The sequence below is a fragment of the Caballeronia sp. SEWSISQ10-4 2 genome (genome assembly GCF_030464885.1).
In the GTDB taxonomy this organism is placed as follows: domain Bacteria; phylum Pseudomonadota; class Gammaproteobacteria; order Burkholderiales; family Burkholderiaceae; genus Caballeronia.
Window position 1 is genome coordinate 86,131 of record NZ_JALPRJ010000023.1, and the last position, 19,738, is coordinate 105,868.

The window sequence follows — 19,738 nt, forward strand, 5'->3', positions numbered from 1 at the left end:
TTCGTGCTTCTCGCAGGCATACTGCGATGCCCGCGGTTCAACGCTAAAGTTGCGCAGCATAGAGGTCCGTTGGGCCTTGAAAGCGGGCGCTCCTTTCTGTTGGACCTGGTGGTCGACGTGGGTTGAAAGTACGCATTCGCTGAAGTACAACCCGGACGTTCGCGTGAAAAGCCCCCGGACCGACTTTATTCTTTCAGATCAAGAGACCGGACGCACGAAACACTCCCTTTATAAATTTACTTGACACCTAAACTATTGAAGCCTAAATTAATACTGACTCTTCAGCATGGAGCGCATCATGCGCATCGTTTGTATCGGTGGCGGCCCCGCGGGTCTGTATTTTGGCTTGCTGATGAAGAAGCAAAATCCTGCTCACGATGTCACGGTGGTGGAGCGCAATCGGCCTTACGACACCTTCGGCTGGGGCGTGGTGTTCTCCGACCAGACGCTCGGCAACTTGCGTCGCGCGGACGAGGCGAGTGCCACGGCAATTCTCGATGCGTTCAATCACTGGGACGACATCGATATCCATATCAACGGCCGCACGCTGCGCTCGTCCGGACACGGTTTCTGCGGCATCGGCCGCAAGCGCCTGCTGAACATTCTCCAAGCGCGTGCCGAAGCGCTCGGCGTGAAGCTGGTGTTCGAAACGCAAGTTGCGAGCGACGAATCGTATGACGCCGACCTCATCGTCGCGTGCGATGGCGCCAACAGCGTCGTGCGCACGAAATACGCGGCTACGTACAAACCCGACATCGATCTGCGTGACTGCCGCTTCGTCTGGCTCGGCACGGACAAGCTGTTCGACGCCTTCACGTTCGCCTTCGAAAAGACGGAGTTCGGCTGGTTCCAGGCGCATGCGTATCGCTTCGACGACCATATGTCGACGTTCATCGTGGAGGCGCCGGAACGGGTCTGGCGCGCGGCGGGCCTGGATGAAATGAGCAAGGAAGACGGCATCGCTTTTTGCGAACGGCTCTTTGCGAAGTATCTCGACGGTCATGCGCTCAAGTCCAACGCGCTGCATTTGCGCGGTTCCTCGCAGTGGATCCGGTTTCCGCGCATCGTGAACGAAACGTGGGTGCATAACCGCCCGAACAGTGACGGCAGCGTGACGCCCGTCGTCCTGATGGGCGATGCCGCGCATACGGCGCACTTCTCGATCGGCTCCGGTACCAAGCTCGCGCTTGAAGATGCGATCGAACTGACGAACAGCATCGCGGAGCATCCGGGCGATCTCGCGGCAGCGCTCGATCACTACACGGAGGTTCGCAGCGTCGACGTCCTGCGCATCCAGAACGCCGCGCGCAACTCCACGGAATGGTTCGAAAACGTTGAACGGTATGCGTCGTTCGAGCCCGAGCAATTCGCTTACTCGCTGCTCACGCGTTCGCAACGCATCTCGCATGAAAACCTGCGCTCACGCGACGCAACCTATCTCGCCGAGTTCGAAAACTGGATCGCACGGCGCTCGGGGCTTGATATCGATAGCGGCGGCAAGCGTTTCGTCCCGCCGATGTTCACGCCATTCACCGTACGCGGCGTGACGCTGAAGAACCGTGTGGTGGTTTCTCCGATGGCTCAGTACTCGGCGGTCGATGGTATCGCCGGCGACTACCATCTGATGCATCTCGGTGCGCGCGCCATGGGCGGGGCTGCGCTGGTGATGACGGAGATGACCTGCGTTTCGCCCGAGGGCCGCATCACGCCGGGCTGTCCGGGCCTCTATAACGACACGCAACGTGACGCTTGGCGGCGCATTGTCGACTTCGTGCATCGGGAAACGGATGCGAAGATCGGCATTCAGCTCGGTCATGCGGGCGCGAAGGCATCCACGCGTGTGAGTTGGGAAGGGACGGACAAACCGCTTGAAGAAGGCAACTGGCCGATCGTATCGGCGTCGCGGCAGCAGTACTTGAAAGGCATCAGCCAATGGTCGCGTGCGGCAAACGCGGACGATTTGAGCGCGATCAAGGCGCAGTTCGTGCGCTCGGCCGAGCTTGCCGTGGAAGCGGGTTTTGACTGGCTGGAACTGCACTGCGCGCACGGTTATCTGCTGTCGGGTTTTCTGTCTCCACTCACGAATCATCGCGACGATGAATACGGCGGTTCACCCGCCAATCGCCTGCGTTTTCCGCTCGAAGTGTTCAAGGCGATCCGCGCCGTGTGGCCCCATGACAAGCCCATTTCCGTGCGCATCTCGGCGCACGACTGGGTGGACGGCGGCATTACGCCCGACGACGCCGTGCTGATCGCGCGTGCGTTCAAGGAGGCGGGCGCGGACATGATCGACGTATCGTCGGGACAGGTCAGCAAGGACGAGAAACCAGTCTATGGCCGTATGTTCCAGACACCTTTCTCGGATCGCGTGCGCAACGAAGCAGGTATCGCGACCATCGCTGTCGGGGCGATCTCGGAAGCCGATCACGTGAACAGCATCATCGCAGCGGGCCGCGCCGACCTGTGCGCCGTGGCGCGTCCACATCTCGCGAATCCTTCGTGGACGCTCGACCAGGCAGCGAAGCTCGGTTACGCCGATATCACCTGGCCAAAGCAGTATTACGCGGCGAAGTCCCAACTCGAACGCGGCTATGAACGTGAGCGTGCGCAACGTGCGGAGGGTGAAGCATGAACACTACCGCTTATACGCTTAGCGGCCAACACGCGGTGGTTACAGGCGGCGGCAGCGGTATTGGCGCTGCTATCGCCCGTATGCTGGTAACGGCGGGAGCACAGGTCACGCTGATGGGCCGGGACGCGGCACGGCTGGCCTATCAGGCCGAAGCATTGAGCCAACTCGGCACGGTTCATGTACAGAGCGTCGATGTCACGTCCGCCGATTCCGTCGCCACAGCGTTCGCTGCAGCCAGCGAACACGGGTTCATCGACATCCTCGTCAACAACGCGGGCCAAGCCGAAGCCGCACCGTTTACGAAGACCGATTTCGCGCTATGGAAACGTATGCTCGACGTGAATCTCACGGGCGTGTTCCTCTGCACCCAAGCTGTTCTCCCTGGCATGCTCGAACGTCGCAGCGGACGCATTGTCAACGTGGCCAGTACCGCGGGCCAGGTGGGTTACGCTTACGTGGCCGCCTATTGCGCGGCCAAGCATGGCGTGATCGGTATGACGCGTTCGCTGGCGCTTGAAGTCGCCACGCGTGGCGTGACCGTCAATGCCGTGTGTCCCGGTTATACCGAAACCGGGCTGCTCGACCAGTCGATCGAAAAGATCGTTGCGCAGACCGGGCGTAGCGAGGAAGAGGCACGCGAAGCGCTGCTGCGCTCGAATCCGCAACGTCGCTTCGTGACGCCGGACGAAGTCGCGAGTTCGGTGTTATGGCTTTGCTTACCGGAATCGCGATCGATCACTGGCCAGACAATTTCTATTTCAGGTGGAGAAGTAATGTGAACAAGCCCGCTGCCCGCACGGTTAAAGCCGCCGCGCCCGAGAAGGACAAGGCCGCCGGCAACGTCGTCGACCTCGAGATGAGCACCGGCGTCGACAGTCACATGGGACTGCGCTTATGGCTGCGCATGCTCACCACAACCAACCTGGTGCAAGCCGAACTGCGCAAGCGCCTGCGCGCCGAATTCGACACCACGCTGCCGCGTTTCGACATGATGGCCCAACTGGAACGCCATCCCGAAGGCCTGAAGATGAACGAGCTTTCACGGCGTCTGATGGTGACGGGCGGCAACGTGACCGGTCTGACGGACCAGTTGGAGAAGGAAGGTCTTGTAGTGCGCGATATCGACCCGAATGACCGCCGTTCGTTCACGGTGCGCCTCACTGCGCACGGCCGCGAGTCGTTCGATCGCATGGCGCGGGCGCATGAACAGTGGGTCGTCGAGTTGTTCGGCGGTTTGCCGCTTGCCGACAAGGCGCGTATGCACCAGAAGCTTGGCAAGCTTAAACAGCATTTGCGCGAGCGTACGGATTCGTGACGAAGCCTTGCTCGGACACATACGGAGACAGTCGATGAACGACAACACCGCCGCGCTTTTTGCCGGCAACCGCACGACACTCGGCGACTACCACGCGAACCATTCTGGCTGGTCTGTTACGAACGGCGTCGGCACGATCACGCTCGACCGGCCGGAGCGCAAGAACCCGCTGACGTTTGAATCGTATGCGGAGTTACGCGACCTGTTCCGGCAGCTCGCTTACGCTACCGACGTAAAGAGCATCGTGATACATGGCGCCGGCGATAACTTCTGCTCCGGTGGCGACGTGCACGACATCATCGCACCGCTCGTCGACTTGCCAATGCCTGAGCTGCTCATGTTCACGCGCATGACGGGCGACCTCGTCAAAGCGATGCGCCATTGCCCGCAGCCGATCGTTTCGGCTGTCGATGGCATTTGCGCTGGGGCCGGCGCTATCGTGGCAATGGCTTCGGATCTGCGGCTGGGCACCGCGCGCAGCAAGCTCGCATTTCTCTTTACCCGCGTGGGACTGGCGGGCTGTGACATGGGTGCATGCGCAATCCTGCCGCGCATCATCGGTCAGGGCAGAGCAGCCGAGCTGCTTTTTACCGGGCGTTCCGCGAGCGGCGGCGAGGGTTTCGCATGGGGCTTCTACAACCGCCTATGCGAACCTGGCGATGTCTTGCGCGAAGCTCAATCGCTCGCTTCCGATCTTGCGTCGGGTCCGACCTTCGCGCATGGCATCACCAAGAAGATGCTGCATCAGGAATGGAGCATGAGCATCGACGAAGCGATCGAATCCGAAGCACAGGCGCAGGCAATCTGCATGGCGACCAACGACTTCGGCCGCGCGTATCGCGCGTTCGCTGCAAAGACGCGACCTGTTTTCGAGGGAGATTGAGTTGGCACATCCTCAAACAACTTCCGACGCGTTCCACGATTCCCTCGCATGGCCATTCTTCGAAACACGGCATCGTGAACTCGGCGCGCGTATCGATGCGTGGGCATCGGAACATCTTGGCGATACCCATGCCGATCATGCGAACGTCGATGCAACCTGTCGTCGGCTGGTACGCGAACTCGGCGCGGCCGGGTGGTTGCGATATGGCGTCGGCGGCACGGCTTATGGCGGACACGGCGACACTATCGACACGCGTGCCGTTTGTCTGCTGCGCGAAACGCTCGCTCGCCACAGCGGTCTCGCTGACTTCGCGCTCGCTATGCAAGGACTCGGTTCGGGTGCTATTTCGCTGGCGGGTAACGAAGCGCAAAAGCAGCGCTATCTGCCGCGTGTGGCAAGCGGCGAGATCATCGCCGCCTTCGCACTGACCGAACCCGACGCAGGCTCCGACGTCGCGGCGCTCGCGCTCAGCGCTCGCGAAGACGGCGACACGTACGTGCTCGATGGCGAGAAGACCTGGATCTCGAACGGCGGCATCGCGAACTTCTACGTGGTGTTCGCACGCACCGGTGAAGCACCGGGAGCGCGTGGCATCAGCGCGTTTATCGTCGATGCAGATACGCCGGGGTTGCACATTGCCGAACGGCTGGACGTAATCGCGCCGCATCCGCTGGCGCGTCTTTCATTCGAACACGCACGCGTGCCGCGTACCGCGCTGCTCGGTAATCCAGGCGAAGGTTTCAAGCTTGCAATGCGCACACTCGATATCTTCCGCACCTCGGTCGCGGCAGCATCGCTCGGCTTCGCGCGGCGTGCAATGAGCGAAGGGCTCGAGCGTGCCGCGTCGCGCAAGATGTTCGGGCAGACGCTTGGCGACTTCCAGTTGACGCAAGCGAAGCTCGCGCAAATGGCGCTCACGATCGACAGCGCCGCACTGCTTGTTTATCGCGCCGCGTGGATGCGCGATCAGGGTAAATCGGTCACGCGCGAAGCGGCATTAGCGAAGTGGCACGCGAGCGAAGGGGCGCAGCAAGTCATCGATGCTGCCGTGCAATTGTGGGGCGGAAGCGGCGTGCAGAGCGGTGCGGTGGTTGAGCAACTGTATCGGGAGATTCGTGCGCTGCGGATCTACGAAGGTGCGACCGAAGTGCAGCAGTTGATCGTCGGGCGCGATCTGCTCAAGGCTCACGCTGCGAGGACAACAACATGAGCGGACCATCGAAGCATTTCGAACGGCCGGTGCGCATTCGCTTCTCGCATTGCGACCCTGCTGGCATCGTATTTTTTCCGCAGTATCTCGTGATGACGAATGCGCTGGTCGAGGACTGGTTCAACGAAGCGCTCGACATCGACTATGCCGCGATGATCAGCAAACGCCGTGTCGGCTTGCCCATCGTGAAGCTCGATTGCACGTTCTCGAAGCCGAGCCAGATGAGCGACACCCTCATGCTGTCGCTCACGCTCGAACGCTTTGGTGCTCGTTCGGTCGGCATTGTTATAGAAGCGCAGTCGCATGGCGAAACGCGCTTTCATGCGCGGCAGGTACTTGTCACCACATCGCTTGAATCAGGCGTGTCGATCGATATTCCCGACGACATCCGCGCTGCGCTGACACGTTTCAATCCGGCTGCGTCAGCCGGGATCAAGGAGACACGGTCGTGAAAAAAGCATTGCTCCCGGATGGCTGGGTCAAGCCGCGCGGATACGCGAACGGTGTTGCCGCACGCGGTACGCAAGTCTTCATAGCAGGACAAATAGGCTGGGACGGGCAGGGCCGCTTCCAGAGCAGCGACTTCGGCGCGCAGGCAAAGCAGGCGCTGGCCAACATAGTCGCGGTACTGGCCGTTGCAGGGGGACGCCCGGAACATCTCGTACGGCTGACCTGGTATGTCACCGACAAGCGTGAATATGTTGCTTCGCTGAGGGACGTGGGCAGCGCGTTTCGCGAACTGATCGGCGACTACGACATCGCGATGAGCGCCGTGCAGGTGGCCGCGCTCATTGAAGATGAAGCCAAGGTGGAGATCGAAGCCACTGCCGTTATTCCGGACTAACATCGGAGTTCACCATGGAACCTTCGGCTCACGTCGATACATTTGCCCGCGACAACCTGCCGCTGCCCGGCGAGTGGCCGCAGTTTCTGCTCGACAACCCGGATGTTGCTTATCCGGCACGCCTGAATTGCGCGGTCGAATTGCTGGACCGGATAATCGATGACCACCCGGAACGCGGGCAGGGAGCGCGGCCTGCGATCTGGTCGGACGTCGATGGTGTTGCGCATGCAACCACGTACAACGAATTGCGCACGCGCGTGAACCAGACGGCGCATGTGCTGTCCGGCGTGATGGGACTGGTGCCGGGAAACCGCATCTTGCTGCGCGGCCCGAACACGCTGCTTATGGCGATCGCGTGGCTCGCGTCCTTGAAGGCAGGGCTGGTGGTTGTGCCGACCATGCCGCTGCTGCGGGCAAAGGAACTGAAGCAGATCATCGACAAGGCGCAGGTTTCGGCCGCGTTATGCGATGCGCGACTGGTCGACGAACTCGCGCAATGCAGCGATCCCTCCAACGCGCATTTTTGCGAAAACCTGCTGCGAACAAGGCTCTTTCATGACGACGGGGCCGATTCGGTCGATACGCTCGCTTCGCTTCAGCCCGCCGACTACACGGCGGTGGACACCGCTGCCGACGACGTCTGCCTGATCGCATTCACCAGCGGCACAACGGGAATGCCGAAGGGCTGCGTGCATTTTCATCGCGACGTGCTTGCTATGTGCGACCTGTTTCCGCGCCATGTACTCAAGCCCACCGCCGACGATATCTTCTGCGGCACGCCTCCGCTTGCGTTCACCTTTGGGCTCGGCGGGCTGCTGTGTTTTCCGCTGCGCGCGGGGGCATCGGTGGTGCTGATCGAACGGCTGACGCCGGAAACGCTGCTGCAGATCGTCGAGCGTTTTCGCGCGACGATCATGTTCACGGCGCCGACCTTCTACCGGCAGATGGCGGGCCTCGCATCGCGGTTTGATTTATCGAGCCTGAGAAAAAGCGTATCGGCAGGTGAAGCGCTGCCTGACTCCACACGCAAGCTCTGGAGACAAGCCACGGGCCTGCAAATGATCGACGGAATCGGCAGCACTGAAATGATCCACATCTTTATATCGAGCGCCGATGCACAGTCGCGCGATCGTGCGATCGGCCGTGCGGTGCCGGGTTATGTGGTCCAGGCTGTCGATGACGACATGCAGCCTGTTCCTGCCGGCGAGATCGGCATGCTCGCTGTGAGAGGACCGACGGGGTGCCGTTATCTAAGCGATCCGCGGCAGCAAAAGTTTGTCCGCGAGGGATGGAACCTTCCGGGCGATTCGGTGAGCATCGACGCGGACGGGTACGTCTTTTATCAGTCCCGCGCTGACGACATGATCATCTCGGCCGGCTATAACATTTCCGGGCCGGAAGTCGAGAGCGCGCTCCTGCTGCATGAAGCGGTCGCGGAGTGCGGAGTGGTCAGCGCGCCCGACGACGAGCGCGGGCAAATTGCCAAGGCCTTTGTTGTTCTTAGCCCGGGGTTTGTCGCGAGCGATGCGCTTGTGGTGCAGCTACAGACGTTTGTGAAGGACCAGATCGCGCCGTACAAGTACCCACGTGCGATCGAATTTATCGATGCGCTGCCTCGCACCGAGACGGGCAAGCTAAAGCGTTTTGCATTGCGGGCAATGGCGGCGTCTTGATGCGAGCGGTACCTTGTAGTTGACGATTCACAGCCCTAACGTGGTTTGCCCCGGGCACTCTTGCGGGTGTTCCCGGAGCGAGGCGCATCTTTCTCCGCCAATGCGCCGCCGTTCATCTGCTCCATCCAGGACAACGCGTCAACGTACGACAAGAACTGCTGGAGATACCCCGGTGATAGCTCGCGCATCAGCGAGAGCGACCGGTGCACGAGGCTACTTGAGTTGAGCGGACCGGCATTCCCCGGCACTTGCGCAAGCGACTGCAGAAACTGTTTCTCGGTACTGAGCTTGGTCCAGACTTCCCTGAAGTAGTCGAGCACCTCCAGTTCTGGATAGGAGGAGGGCCGGGGCGCGGCCGCGGGCCTTTCGCTATCAGAGGGCGCATGGCCAGCCATGTAATCGATTAGTCCCGCAAGTGCTCCGCGAGCGGGCTCGTCTGGCGATGTCGCGACAACTCTGGATGCGACGCTCTCGATATCGCCGGCATAGGCCTCGATCAGCTTCGACAGCCTGTCGTCCAGGATACGTCGCGCCTCGCCGCTGTGGCCGGCCGCCCGCCGATCCAGTGCCTCGATGAAATGAAAACGGACCGGATCCAGGCGATCGGCGCCGCGCTCGCGCCATGCGTCGAGCATCGCCCGGGCGTCGCTTGCCACGCCACTACCGCTACTACTCATGGGGCTTTCACCGTTGCGGTCGACGGCCTCGGGACAGGCGCAATTTCCACTCGCCGGTTCCTCGCTCGTCCCTGGTCGTCGGCATTGGAGCTCACTGGCTGCCCGGAGCCGAACGCTGCCGCGAACACCGAGGAGGCGGAGACACCTTCATCGATCAAGGCACGGGTCACCGTCAACGCGCGCTGGGCCGACAGCTCCCAGTTGTCTGCAAAGCGACGGTTGCCGTCCCGCACTTGCCGGTCGTCGGTAAAGCCGCTGACCATGAGGATCTCGTCATTGGCCCGGAGGTAAGCGGATAGGGGACCGGCCAGGCTCTTCAATACTTCCCTGCCTTCCGGCTGCAATTGGGCGGAGTTCAGCGCGAACAACACGCTGCCGTTGATGCCGATGCGCCCGTTGACCAGCGTCACCCGTCCCGCAGCAAGCGGCCCTGCTAGCGCCTGCTCCAGGGTCTTGCGGCGTTGCGTTTCCATCTGCCGCTGCCGGACCTCCTGTTCCAGCCTGCTTGAGAGTTCCAGCTGCATGCCGATGACACCCACCAGGATCAGCATGAAGGCGCCCAGCAGCACCGACATCAGGTCGGCGAACGCGGGCCATATCGGAGCCGTCGGCTCGACGCCGCCGTCGATTTCTTCGCTCATGCCGCTTCGGCTCCGGCAGAAGCCCGGCGGCCGGCAAGCTGTTGCAGGTCTTCGACGATCTGCCTCTGCGACATCATGCTCAAGTCGATGACTTCCCGAGCCTGCGCCACGTAATAGGCAAGCTGTTCGTCACTGCGCGCGAGGGACTTGTCCAATGCGGCTTCGATACGCTGCAGATGAACTACCAGCTTGTCGTTCGACTCGCCGAACACCTGTACGGCCGCTCCGAATGCTTCACCCAGGCTCGCCACCTCGACGGCGCTGCCGGTGACCTGCGCGGCAACGGCGCCCAACTTCCCAGTCTCAAGCTCGACCTTGTCGGTGAAGCGGGTGCCGACACGACCCAGCAAATCCGCCGACGTGGTGACCAGTGCGTCGACGGCTGAGCGCTGCTCGGTGGAGGCATGGTTCACGGCATCGAGCAGGGTTTCCAGCGTCGCCAGCAGGCGGCTGCGCTCCTCCAGCATCGCGGTGTCGCGGACCATGCTGTCGGAGAGCTTCTGGCGCAGTTCGGCGACGACTTCGGCCGCGGCTTTTGGGGCTTCCGATGCGGCTTGCACGAGCCGGGAGATCTCGGCGATCGTGTTGCTGGCGTGCGCCTGAGTCTGGGCCGAGATGTCACGCGCGGTCTGCGCCAGCGTGTCGCAAATCTCCTGCTGCCGGCTCGCGGTGCGCGTGCCCGTCTGCTCCCATTCGCTGCTCAACGTAGCGGCCATCGAACCGAGCGTCTCGGTCCATACCGCCAGCCGTTGCTGGTCCCGCGACGCCAATTCCGCTTGCAAGTCCGCATGCGACTGGCCCACGGTGCGCAGCAGCGACGCCGAGTGCAGCTCGAAGGTCGCTGCGGCCGCCGCCAGGGCTTGCTGGTTGTGGCCCGCCAGCTTCTCGCCGACGCGCTCTTGCTGCGACAGCGCCTGCTTCCACGCTTCCGACACACTACCCGCCGTGGCATCGAGTCGCGCGGAGACGCCGTCCAGCAGGCCGGCCGAGCGCTGCTCGAAGGTTTCGGTGAATCGATCCAGAGAGGTGCGCAGGTCTTGGGTAAGCGCCTCGCTGGATCGCTGGTGTCCTGCCAGTGCCTGGTTCCAGATGCCCGCCACGGTCGTGGTCGTCGCCTCGAAACCGGTGGTCAGCCCGTCCAGCTGCCGCTGCACGGCATGCGTGACGGTATCGTGTAACGAGGTCGCCTCGCGCGCGAGACCTGCCATCGTGGCCTCCATGACCGGCTGCAGCGCGGCGCTGGCGGCGCGGGCGCTTTCGGCGACGCTCGCCTTCATTGACTGCTCCACGGAGGAAGCCAGGCGAGTGTAGGCGACCTCGGTCTTGCCGTGGAAGGCGTCCTGACTGGCGATCTGCCGCTCGTTCAAGGCCAGATTCTGTTGCTCGATGGCCGCCATCATGGCCTGCAGCCGGTCGACCAGCGTGGGCATCATCTCGGCCTGCCTTTGCAGGAGCTTGAAGCTTTCCTCGCGCTGATGAGCCTTCGAGTAGACGCGCAACGTGGTCGCGATCTTCACGTCGAGCATCTGCGCCGCCTCGATCCGCTCGCGCCGGCACAACGCGGACAGCAGCCCCAGCATCGCGGATGTAGCCACGCCCGCGATCGAGGTGCCGAACGCAAATCCCAGCCCCTTGACCGGCGCGGCCAGCGACGTGCGGATAGCCTGCAAGTCCGTCGCGCTATCCAGCGCCATCCCTGTGCCTCTCAGGGTCGCCACCATGCCCAGGAGCGTGCCCAACATGCCCAGCAATACTAGCAAGCCGACCAGATACGGCGTCAGCGCCGGGCCGGCCAACGCCACACGTTCACCCTCGATGCGCAGGCGCACCGCATTGCGCAGGCTGGGATGCAATGGGTCAAGCCAGACGCCCAGGCTGCGTGGTGGTTCGGACAGGCCCGTGACGGCACGCGTCAGGGTGGAAGTGGCTTGGCTGTAGCGCCGCAACTCGAGCGCACCCGCCAGGTAGCAGGCGCCAATCAACATGGTGACGGCCAGCGCCAGCGGGTTCGAGCCGACGTAGCCGGCGCCGATCCAGCACACGGCCGCCAGACCTACTAAAAACACAACAAGATTAAGAAGATTTCTGGACATAGCGTCCCAGTTAGCTGGTGCGAAGGGCCGCAAGCAACCCTTCGACCGGTTGAAAACGAAGCTCCAGTTCGGCTAGCAACACGCTCTGCATATCCTTGCGGAACACGGCCAGCCATGCGCCCGGCGTGATCGCTGGGGCATCCCCCGATGCTTGGGCGTCGGCCAGCGTCTTCTGCTCGGCCTGGCGCAAACGCTCGAAGTGCCCGCCGAGCAATCCGGGCACAGCGGCGAGCAAACTCCGCTCGCGCGGGCTCAACGCTCGCTCCATGACCGCATCCACCTCCGCCAGGCGAGTCATGGCAGGCGGCCTGGCGGCCAGCTTTTCCCGCAGGCGGCCGCGCAGGTTGCCGATACCCGTTTCCATCGCTTGCTGCATGGAGAGATAGCGCTGACGAAAAACCGGGTAGTCAGCCGCGGCGTCCGTGGGGGCTCCGTGCGAGGGCGCTTGCGCAGGCCCGTGCCGCTTGACGGCGGCGAGGGCGTTATTACCGACGATGGCATTCGCCAACGCGCTACGCACACGGGCGCACTCGTTCTCCTCGGCGCTGCCGAGGGCTCGCACGCCAAAGGGTACGGCAGGCGGATTACCGTTTAGCGCCGTCGACAACGCGATGGCATCTGTCCAGTGGAGCCATTGGCTCAGCCGGTCCGAAAGCGATTGCCGGGATTCGGTAAATTCGACATCCATCAGGCGAGCAAGTAAGCGAATGAGCGTCGGGCCGCTGAAAGCTGTGCGCTGTGGGGCTTGCACCATACCACCAGAGTCAAAAAGTCCGCTAGTTTACACGCCCGCGGGATGGGGGACGCTGACCGTTGATTAGTGGGGTGGGTGAGGGTGGAATTTCAGAGGGTTCGATACGCCACTCGCAATAGCCGGATTTCGGGCCCGACTTCCGGTCTTTGGCATGTTCGGCAAACGGCGGTTGGAGTCTCGCGGTTGAAGTTGGTATCACGTGCGCGTTGACAATCGGTGCCGGTTGTCGGGAGTAGACATTCGCGAGATCGCGGTCACGGCTCGGTGGGCACGTATAGCCATGAGCCGAGAAGTAGTTCGGGATGCAGAACTACACGATGACGGCCTTGGACGAACATTTGCCGAAGGGCCCAAAGCGCAGCACCGTTATTTCAAATGGCTGTTGCGCCAGGCGCGCGGGGTCACGCCGAAGCGTGAACTGAACCAGTTGGTGAAGGAGCCCTGCTGTGAGTAGCCCAGCAGTGCGGAAACCCGCCCGATGGGATAACGTGGGTTGCTCATATAGCGCACGGCAAGTTCGCCCCTGACTTCCTCGACCAGACGCGAGAAGCTGGTATGCGCCAGTTCAAGTTGGCGCTGCATGGTGCGAACGCTCAGACGTAAATGGCGGGCAACCAGCTCGACGGTGGCCTGCTCGAGGGGCAGCAACAAGTAGATCGCCTTGCGCACTTCCAGCGCGGTCGAGTCGACACCCGTCACGTTGAGTGAGTCCGCGAGGCTCTCGGCATATCGCACCAGTTCCGGGTCAGCGGCGGGATTCGGGTAATCGAGATCGGCGGCCGCACACACGAAGCCGTTGAAATCGCTGCCGAACTCCAACGGACAGCCGAAGAACCGTCGATGAAACGTCAGGTCTTTAGGTCCCTGATGAACAAAATGGACGGACCGTGGTTTCCAGTGATCACCAAGCAGGGCGCTGGAGTGGCGCCAGAGGACACCGACCGCGAGTTCGATCGCCTGATTCGTTGGGGTACCCGGTTCGACGACCAGTTCTTCGCGGATGGTGACCGTTTCGCCCGCGTCCTCGACGTACACAGCCAGGGCTTCATTCAGCAGATGCCGGTATTCGGCTGTGGCCAGCAACACCTCGCGCAGCGTGCGCTTGTGCGCGAGCAGGACATTGACCACACCGGTACCGAACTTCTGCCGGGTCTCGGCCATTTGCAGCGCGAAAGTCGGGCATGACGCCTTTTCGGCCGTCAGTTCCAGCAGCCTGCACGCGGCGGCTGCCTGAATGCGATCGTCCGGATTCGCAAGCGCCGCGGTATCGATCCCGACCTGCTGCGCAAGCTCGACCGGGTTCAGTCCGACCCGCCGCGTCACATCGAAATAGCCGCTCATGGCTACCGAGCGCAGCATCGATTCCATCGTCATGCCTCCGCGCGCATCTTACGGGCAACGCCTTGCCGTCCGGTCATGAAAATGCCTCCCGCGCGCAATACCGGTGTTAACGCGTAGTGGCATGAAATGCTAAAAGGATGGCGCCCAATCATAAAAGTGTAACGCAGGATTGCCGTATCGTGCGGTCTCAACGGTTCATCATATTTCGACCAGTTTTCATGCGGCCAGCCGTGTCGCGAGCGTCGGAATACCGTCCCCCTAATTGGAGAACACGATGCAATTCCTCGACGATTCGCTGCACCCCGAGAACCAGGACAAGGTTGTCATCACGATCGCTCCGTACGGCCCGGAATGGATGCCCGAGGACTTTCCGGAAGACATTCCGGTGACGATGGAGCAGCAGATCCAGAAGGCCGTCGATTGCTACAACGCCGGCGCGACCGTCCTGCACCTGCACGTGCGTGAACTGGATGGCAAGGGCTCCAAGCGCCTGTCGAAATTCAACGAACTCATCGCGGGTGTGCGCGCAGCCGTGCCGGACATGATCATCCAGGTCGGCGGCTCGATCTCGTTTGCACCGGAAGACGACGGCCAGGCCGCGAAGTGGCTGTCCGACGACACGCGTCACATGCTGGCCGATCTCGACCCGAAGCCCGATCAGGTGACGGTCGCGATCAACACCACGCAGATGAACATCATGGAGTTGCTCTATCCGGCATACCTGGAAGGCACGTCGCTGTCCAATCCTGGGCTCATGGCTGCCTACAGCGAAATGACGGTGCCCGCGGGTCCGGCCTGGGTTGAGGAACACCTGCGTCGCTTGCAGGCCTCGGGCATCCAGCCGCACTTCCAGCTCACGGGCATCCATGCGCTCGAGACACTCGATCGCCTCGTGCGCAAGGGTGCCTACAAGGGTCCGCTCAACCTGACGTGGATCGGTATCGGCGGGGGCTTTGACGGCCCGAACCCGTTCAACTTCTTCAACTTCGTGCACCGCGCGCCGGACGGCTGCACGGTCACGGCCGAGTCGCTGCTGAAGAACGTATTGCCGTTCAACATGATGGCGTTGGCCATGGGCCTGCATCCTCGCTGCGGCATCGAAGACACGATCATCGACCAGCACGGCAACAGGATGACTTCGGTGCAGCAGATCGAACAGTGCGTGCGCGTGGCGCGCGAACTGGGCCGCGAGATTGCCTCCGGCAAGGAAGCGCGCGACATTTACCGCATTGGCGTGCAGTACGAAACGGCCGACGAGACGCTCGCGGCGAACGGGATGGCGCCGAATCGCAAGGCCGGTGTGAAGAACCTGCCGTTGCGCGCGGCGTAAAGGATTGGAGCGCGGCTGACGCTTCGCGCATGCCGGGTTTCAAAGGTAGGGCTCCCCGGCATGCCGGGGAGGGTTGCGCGGTATCCATGCGGTATCCATAAAGGCCCGCTTTGTCCTGCAAGGCAAGGCGGTCGCCAACAAGCTGGACACGAAGGAGACGACTCATGTTCACGCATGCTGAGCCCACGACGGCCGATGTTTCAACGACGCAAAAAGACGTGCGCGCGTATGCGTGGGTGGTATTTGTCCTGACGGTGGGATTGCTGCTCTCCGACTACATGTCGCGGCAGGTGTTGAACGCGGTGTTTCCGATGCTCAAGGCCACGTGGAACCTTTCCGACACTCGGCTGGGTTCGCTGAGCAGTGTGGTCGCGCTGATGGTCGGCGTGCTCACCTTTCCGCTGTCGGTGCTCGCCGACCGATGGGGCCGCGTGAAGAGCATTGTCCTGATGGCGGCGATGTGGAGTCTCGCGACGCTCGGCTGTGCGCTCTCGACGAACTACAACGAGATGCTGCTCGCGCGGGCCTTCGTCGGTATCGGTGAAGCCGCCTATGGCAGTGTGGGCATTGCGGTTGTCCTCAGCATTTTTCCGGTACGGCTGCGCTCCACGCTCACCGCCGCGTTTATGGCCGGAGGGGCGTTCGGTTCAGTGCTGGGCATGGCGCTCGGGGGTACGGTTGCGGCTCACCTTGGCTGGCGCGCGGCGTTCGGCGCAATGGCGGCCCTGGGGATCGTGCTGCTGGTTTTCTACCGGTTTGCCGTCACCGAAAAACAGCTAGCGCGACTGCAGCCCGCAGGTGTGAGCAGGCAAGCGCAGGGCCGCGGTGTATGCATGAGCTTCCGCGCGCTGATGAAAGGGCTTTTTTCGACGAAGTCCGTCGTGTGTGCCTACGTCGGCAGCGGTATCCATCTACTGGTCCCAGCAGCTGTATGGGCGTGGATGCCCAGCTTCCTGAACCGCTACTACGACATGTCCACCGGCAAGGCGGCAATGGGTGCGGCGGTGTTCGTGCTGGCAACCGCTGTCGGCATGGTGGTGTGCGGAATTCTGGCTGACCGGCTCAGCAAGCATGAGCGGGAAAGGAAGTGGAGCACTGCCGTCGCCTTCTGCCTGATCTGCTTCGTGTTGCTAACGATCGGTTTCCGGATGCCGGCGGGTCCGGCACAGCTCGTCGTGATCGGCGCCGGCATGTTCTTCTGCGCAGGCGCGACCGGCCCCTCGGGTGCGATGGTGGCGAACCTCACCCCGCCGTCGATCCATGCGTCGGCGTTTGCCACCCTGACGTTGGCGAATAACCTGCTGGGGTTGGCGCCCGCCGCTGTCCTGACGGGCATCGTGGCCGACCGGATCGGGCTGCTCGGCGCGTTGCAACTCGTGCCGTTTGCACCCCTGGTCGCTGCAGTCGCCTTCTTCATCGGCAAGCGGAACTATGGCGTCGACCTCGATCGCGTGAGTGCCCTGCGTGAACAGGCCGGATGCTGACCCAACGGCCACCGGAAAGCTTCAGGCCGGGCAAGTGAACCAGAGAGCGGGACGGACAGCACCATCACCGACCAAATATAAATTTGCAGTTCGAGTAAATAACAGGAGATTCGACATGGCGAAAGCAGTGCGCTTCCATGAAACCGGCGGTCCCGAAGTCTTGCGATATGAAAACGTTGAAGTGGGCGACCCCGGCCCCGGACAGGTTCGCTTGCGCCATGAGGCAGTGGGCCTGAATTTCGCCGACACCTACTTCCGCAGCGGCCTGTACCCCGTGCCGCTCCCTGCAGGCATGGGTGTCGAGGCTGCAGGTGTGGTCGAGGCAATCGGCTCCGACGTGACCAACGTCGCGGTCGGCGATCGAGTGACCTACACCGGCTTTCTCAACACACTCGGCGCTTACAGCACTGAACGCCTGATCCCGGCGGCGCCTCTCATCAAGCTGCCGGATGCGATCTCCTGCAAAACGGCTGCCGGCATGACAATGCGAGGCCTGACCTCGTCGTACCTGATGCGCCGCATTCACGATTTCAAGGCGGGTGACACCATCCTGCTGCATGCCGCCGCCGGCGGTGTCGGCCTGATTGTGTCGCAATGGGCGAAGCTGCTGGGTCTCACCGTGATCGGCACGGTTTCGAATGAGGCCAAGGGCGAGGTGGCCCGTGCGCATGGCTGCGATCACATCGTCTACTACAGCCGGGAAGACGTCGTGAAGCGCGTGCGCGAACTGACCAACGGCGTCGGAGTGGACGTCGTGTTCGACAGCGTCGGCAAGGATACCTTCGAGGCGTCGCTTGATTCGCTCAGGCGCCGTGGCCTGATGGTCTGCGTCGGCACGGCGTCCGGGCCGATCCCGCCGTTCAATCCGCAGATTCTGGCGATGAAGGGCTCGCTCTACCTGACGCGCCCCGCGCTGGCGGACTATATCGCCGACCCCGCCGAGAAGGACGAACTCGCCGGCGAACTCTTCGGGCATGTCGCCGCTGGACGCATCAAGATCGAACTCAACCAGCGTTACGCGCTGGAGGACGCGGCGCGGGCCCACCGCGACCTTGAATCGCGCAAGACGACCGGCTCGTCGGTCTTCGTCATCTGAGGAGAACGCCATGCGAGTCGAACAATTGACGTGCGCCATCGGCGCCGAACTGGTCGGGGTGAATCTCGCCGATGCCATCGACGATGACGGCCTGTTTGCCGAGATCCGCGCGGCGCTGCTCAAACACCGGGTGCTGTTCCTGCGCGACCAGGACATCTCGCGCGCCGAGCATGTTGCGTTTGCGCGCCGCTTCGGCGAACTGGAAGGTCATCCTGTTGCCGGCAGCGACCCGGAACATCCGGGCCTCGTGCGCATCTACAAGAACCCGGATCAGCCCAGCGACCGGTATGAAAACGCGTGGCACACGGATGCCACCTGGCGCGAGGCGCCGCCGTTCGGTGCTGTCCTGCGCTGCGTGGAGTGCCCGCCGGTCGGCGGCGACACGATGTGGGCAAACATGGTCCTCGCCTACGAGAACCTGCCGGACCACATCAAGACCCAGATCGCGGACCTGCGAGCCCGCCACAGCATCGAGGCGAGCTTCGGTGCCGCAATGCCGATCGAAAAACGCCTCGCTCTCAAGGCGCAATTCCCGGACGCGGAGCACCCGGTTGTGCGCACGCACCCGGAGACCGGTGAGAAGGTGTTGTTCGTGAATGCGTACGCCACCCATTTCAGCAATTACCACACACCGGCGCGCGTGCGCTTCGGGCAGGACGCCAATCCGGGCGCGGGTGAGCTGCTGCGCTATCTCATCAGCCAGGCCTACATCCCCGAGTATCAGGTCCGTTGGCGCTGGAAACCCGACAGCATCGCGATCTGGGACAACCGCAGCACGCAGCACTATGCCGTGATGGACTACCCGCCGTGTCACCGCAAGATGGAGCGCGCCGGAATTGTCGGTGACAAGCCGATATGACACCCACCATCCTGATGGTGCCGGGCTTGCGCGACTACGTCGCGGAGCATTGGCAAACGCTGCTGGAGCAAAAGATGCCCAAAGCGGCCTCAGTGCCGCCGCTTGAGCACGACAAACTCAGTTGCGCGGCACGCATTGCAGCACTCGATGCAGCCCTCGCGAAAATCGACGGCCCGGTCATCCTGGTTGCGCACAGCGCGGGCGTGATGATCACGGTGCACTGGGCCCAGCAGCACAGCCGCAGGATTCACGGCGCACTGCTCGCCGCTCCTGCCGACCTCGAGACGCCGTTGCCGGCAGGCTATCCGAGCATCGATGTGCTGGCCCAGAACGGCTGGCATCCGATTCCACGAAAGCCGCTGCCGTTTCCAAGCATCGTCGGTGCGAGCCGCAACGATCCGCTCGCGCAGTTCGAGCGTGCCGCGGCGATGGCGAAAGACTGGGGCAGTCGGCTCGTCGACCTTGGCGAAGTCGGTCACCTGAATCCCGCCGCAGGGTTTGGTGAATGGCCGATGGCGGAGACACTGATCCATGAACTCGTCTGATCAGGTACCGGTTGGCGCGGTCGATGAACTCGCGCCAGGCCAGCGCAAACTGGCCTTCGTCGATGGCCGCAGCATTGTCCTGTTCAACATCGACGGCACGATCCACGCAATCGATAACGCGTGTCCCCACAACGGGGCCTCGCTAGCAAGCGGTCAGCTGGAGGGACGCGTGCTGCGCTGCCCCGCGCACGGTCTGCGCTTCGACCTGCGCACCGGCTGCGTGCCGGGCGCGGGCGGGTTGGGCCTGACGACTTTCCCGGTTCGGGCCATCGACGGAAAGCTGGTCGTGAGTCTTGAGCATCCGGCCACCAGTCCCGCAAGGGAACCGGCGTGCAATGCGGAACCGTGATCCGGGCCGCGC

General features: G+C 62.6%; 19 protein-coding genes. 14 read left to right on the forward strand and 5 right to left on the reverse strand.

Features of this window, described 5'->3' with window-relative positions:
* Positions 1-298: 298 nt before the first annotated feature.
* Genes M0D69_RS17440 through M0D69_RS17475 form a run of 8 tightly spaced genes read left to right on the forward strand, consistent with a single transcriptional unit; the run spans position 299 to position 8,557 of the window.
* Positions 299-2,632, forward strand: coding sequence for a bifunctional salicylyl-CoA 5-hydroxylase/oxidoreductase (locus M0D69_RS17440; RefSeq protein WP_301783205.1), 2,334 nt, complete (start codon positions 299-301; stop codon positions 2,630-2,632).
* Positions 2,629-3,411, forward strand: a complete 783-nt coding sequence (locus tag M0D69_RS17445) for an SDR family NAD(P)-dependent oxidoreductase (protein ID WP_301783206.1) — start codon at positions 2,629-2,631, stop codon at positions 3,409-3,411. Before M0D69_RS17440 ends, M0D69_RS17445 begins: the two co-directional genes overlap by 4 nt.
* On the forward strand, positions 3,408-3,947 hold the full coding sequence (locus M0D69_RS17450; RefSeq protein WP_301783207.1) for a MarR family winged helix-turn-helix transcriptional regulator: 540 nt from the start codon (positions 3,408-3,410) through the stop codon (positions 3,945-3,947). The genes M0D69_RS17445 and M0D69_RS17450 overlap by 4 nt, the downstream gene beginning before the upstream one ends.
* Positions 3,948-3,981: 34 nt before the next feature.
* Positions 3,982-4,830 (forward strand): enoyl-CoA hydratase family protein, encoded by an 849-nt coding sequence (locus M0D69_RS17455; RefSeq protein WP_301783208.1) that lies wholly within the window; start codon positions 3,982-3,984, stop codon positions 4,828-4,830.
* A gap of 1 nt (position 4,831) precedes the next feature.
* On the forward strand, positions 4,832-6,040 hold the full coding sequence (locus tag M0D69_RS17460) for an acyl-CoA dehydrogenase family protein (RefSeq protein WP_301783209.1): 1,209 nt from the start codon (positions 4,832-4,834) through the stop codon (positions 6,038-6,040).
* A complete protein-coding gene (locus M0D69_RS17465) occupies positions 6,037-6,492 on the forward strand; it encodes a thioesterase family protein (protein WP_301783210.1) in 456 nt (151 codons plus the stop codon). Before M0D69_RS17460 ends, M0D69_RS17465 begins: the two co-directional genes overlap by 4 nt.
* Positions 6,489-6,884 (forward strand): RidA family protein, encoded by a 396-nt coding sequence (locus M0D69_RS17470; RefSeq protein WP_301783211.1) that lies wholly within the window; start codon positions 6,489-6,491, stop codon positions 6,882-6,884. The genes M0D69_RS17465 and M0D69_RS17470 overlap by 4 nt, the downstream gene beginning before the upstream one ends.
* A 14-nt stretch (positions 6,885-6,898) precedes the next feature.
* A complete protein-coding gene (locus M0D69_RS17475; RefSeq protein WP_301783212.1) occupies positions 6,899-8,557 on the forward strand; it encodes an AMP-binding protein in 1,659 nt (552 codons plus the stop codon).
* A gap of 35 nt (positions 8,558-8,592) precedes the next feature.
* On the opposite strand, the gene M0D69_RS17480 is transcribed toward M0D69_RS17475, so the two are convergent.
* The 5 genes from M0D69_RS17480 to M0D69_RS17500 form a co-directional block, all read right to left on the reverse strand.
* The gene (locus M0D69_RS17480) at positions 8,593-9,234 is read right to left on the reverse strand and encodes a DUF2894 domain-containing protein (RefSeq protein ID WP_301783213.1); all 642 of its coding nucleotides are present in this window, start codon (positions 9,232-9,234) and stop codon (positions 8,593-8,595) included.
* Positions 9,231-9,875 (reverse strand): OmpA family protein, encoded by a 645-nt coding sequence (locus M0D69_RS17485; protein WP_301783214.1) that lies wholly within the window; start codon positions 9,873-9,875, stop codon positions 9,231-9,233. The genes M0D69_RS17480 and M0D69_RS17485 overlap by 4 nt, the downstream gene beginning before the upstream one ends.
* A complete protein-coding gene (locus tag M0D69_RS17490) occupies positions 9,872-11,968 on the reverse strand; it encodes a DUF802 domain-containing protein (protein WP_301783215.1) in 2,097 nt (698 codons plus the stop codon). The genes M0D69_RS17485 and M0D69_RS17490 overlap by 4 nt, the downstream gene beginning before the upstream one ends.
* Before the next feature lie 10 nt (positions 11,969-11,978).
* On the reverse strand, positions 11,979-12,722 hold the full coding sequence (locus M0D69_RS17495; RefSeq protein ID WP_301783216.1) for a DUF3348 domain-containing protein: 744 nt from the start codon (positions 12,720-12,722) through the stop codon (positions 11,979-11,981).
* 366 nt (positions 12,723-13,088) lie between these two features.
* A complete protein-coding gene (locus tag M0D69_RS17500) occupies positions 13,089-14,090 on the reverse strand; it encodes an AraC family transcriptional regulator (RefSeq protein WP_301783217.1) in 1,002 nt (333 codons plus the stop codon).
* 247 nt (positions 14,091-14,337) lie between these two features.
* On the opposite strand from M0D69_RS17500, the gene M0D69_RS17505 reads away from it, so the two are divergent.
* The 6 genes from M0D69_RS17505 to M0D69_RS17530 all read left to right on the forward strand — a co-directional run bounded on the left by M0D69_RS17505 (position 14,338) and on the right by M0D69_RS17530 (position 19,726).
* Positions 14,338-15,393 carry a 3-keto-5-aminohexanoate cleavage protein gene (locus M0D69_RS17505; protein ID WP_301783218.1) on the forward strand — a complete coding sequence of 352 codons (1,056 nt, stop codon included), beginning with the start codon at positions 14,338-14,340 and terminating at the stop codon, positions 15,391-15,393.
* A gap of 164 nt (positions 15,394-15,557) precedes the next feature.
* On the forward strand, positions 15,558-16,877 hold the full coding sequence (locus tag M0D69_RS17510) for an MFS transporter (protein WP_301783219.1): 1,320 nt from the start codon (positions 15,558-15,560) through the stop codon (positions 16,875-16,877).
* A 115-nt stretch (positions 16,878-16,992) separates the two neighbouring features.
* Complete coding sequence (locus M0D69_RS17515; protein WP_301783220.1) at positions 16,993-17,973, forward strand: quinone oxidoreductase; 981 nt, start codon at positions 16,993-16,995, stop codon at positions 17,971-17,973.
* 10 nt (positions 17,974-17,983) lie between these two features.
* Positions 17,984-18,832 carry a TauD/TfdA family dioxygenase gene (locus tag M0D69_RS17520; protein ID WP_301783221.1) on the forward strand — a complete coding sequence of 283 codons (849 nt, stop codon included), beginning with the start codon at positions 17,984-17,986 and terminating at the stop codon, positions 18,830-18,832.
* Positions 18,829-19,377, forward strand: a complete 549-nt coding sequence (locus M0D69_RS17525; RefSeq protein WP_301783222.1) for an alpha/beta hydrolase — start codon at positions 18,829-18,831, stop codon at positions 19,375-19,377. The genes M0D69_RS17520 and M0D69_RS17525 overlap by 4 nt, the downstream gene beginning before the upstream one ends.
* A complete protein-coding gene (locus M0D69_RS17530) occupies positions 19,364-19,726 on the forward strand; it encodes a Rieske (2Fe-2S) protein (protein WP_301783223.1) in 363 nt (120 codons plus the stop codon). The genes M0D69_RS17525 and M0D69_RS17530 overlap by 14 nt, the downstream gene beginning before the upstream one ends.
* Positions 19,727-19,738 lie beyond the last annotated feature (12 nt).

What these genes read in the sequence shown, in the direction of transcription:
- M0D69_RS17495 (WP_301783216.1), bottom strand. Translation starts at nt 12,722, where the DNA reads ATGGTGCAAGCCCCACAGCGCACAGCTTTCAGCGGCCCGACGCTCATT.
- M0D69_RS17510 (WP_301783219.1), top strand. Translation starts at nt 15,558, where the DNA reads ATGTTCACGCATGCTGAGCCCACGACGGCCGATGTTTCAACGACGCAA.
- M0D69_RS17520 (WP_301783221.1), top strand. Translation starts at nt 17,984, where the DNA reads ATGCGAGTCGAACAATTGACGTGCGCCATCGGCGCCGAACTGGTCGGG.
- M0D69_RS17440 (WP_301783205.1), top strand. Translation starts at nt 299, where the DNA reads ATGCGCATCGTTTGTATCGGTGGCGGCCCCGCGGGTCTGTATTTTGGC.
- M0D69_RS17465 (WP_301783210.1), top strand. Translation starts at nt 6,037, where the DNA reads ATGAGCGGACCATCGAAGCATTTCGAACGGCCGGTGCGCATTCGCTTC.
- M0D69_RS17485 (WP_301783214.1), bottom strand. Translation starts at nt 9,875, where the DNA reads ATGAGCGAAGAAATCGACGGCGGCGTCGAGCCGACGGCTCCGATATGG.
- M0D69_RS17445 (WP_301783206.1), top strand. Translation starts at nt 2,629, where the DNA reads ATGAACACTACCGCTTATACGCTTAGCGGCCAACACGCGGTGGTTACA.
- M0D69_RS17525 (WP_301783222.1), top strand. Translation starts at nt 18,829, where the DNA reads ATGACACCCACCATCCTGATGGTGCCGGGCTTGCGCGACTACGTCGCG.
- M0D69_RS17480 (WP_301783213.1), bottom strand. Translation starts at nt 9,234, where the DNA reads ATGAGTAGTAGCGGTAGTGGCGTGGCAAGCGACGCCCGGGCGATGCTC.
- M0D69_RS17505 (WP_301783218.1), top strand. Translation starts at nt 14,338, where the DNA reads ATGCAATTCCTCGACGATTCGCTGCACCCCGAGAACCAGGACAAGGTT.
- M0D69_RS17530 (WP_301783223.1), top strand. Translation starts at nt 19,364, where the DNA reads ATGAACTCGTCTGATCAGGTACCGGTTGGCGCGGTCGATGAACTCGCG.
- M0D69_RS17490 (WP_301783215.1), bottom strand. Translation starts at nt 11,968, where the DNA reads ATGTCCAGAAATCTTCTTAATCTTGTTGTGTTTTTAGTAGGTCTGGCG.
- M0D69_RS17455 (WP_301783208.1), top strand. Translation starts at nt 3,982, where the DNA reads ATGAACGACAACACCGCCGCGCTTTTTGCCGGCAACCGCACGACACTC.
- M0D69_RS17475 (WP_301783212.1), top strand. Translation starts at nt 6,899, where the DNA reads ATGGAACCTTCGGCTCACGTCGATACATTTGCCCGCGACAACCTGCCG.
- M0D69_RS17500 (WP_301783217.1), bottom strand. Translation starts at nt 14,090, where the DNA reads ATGGAATCGATGCTGCGCTCGGTAGCCATGAGCGGCTATTTCGATGTG.
- M0D69_RS17515 (WP_301783220.1), top strand. Translation starts at nt 16,993, where the DNA reads ATGGCGAAAGCAGTGCGCTTCCATGAAACCGGCGGTCCCGAAGTCTTG.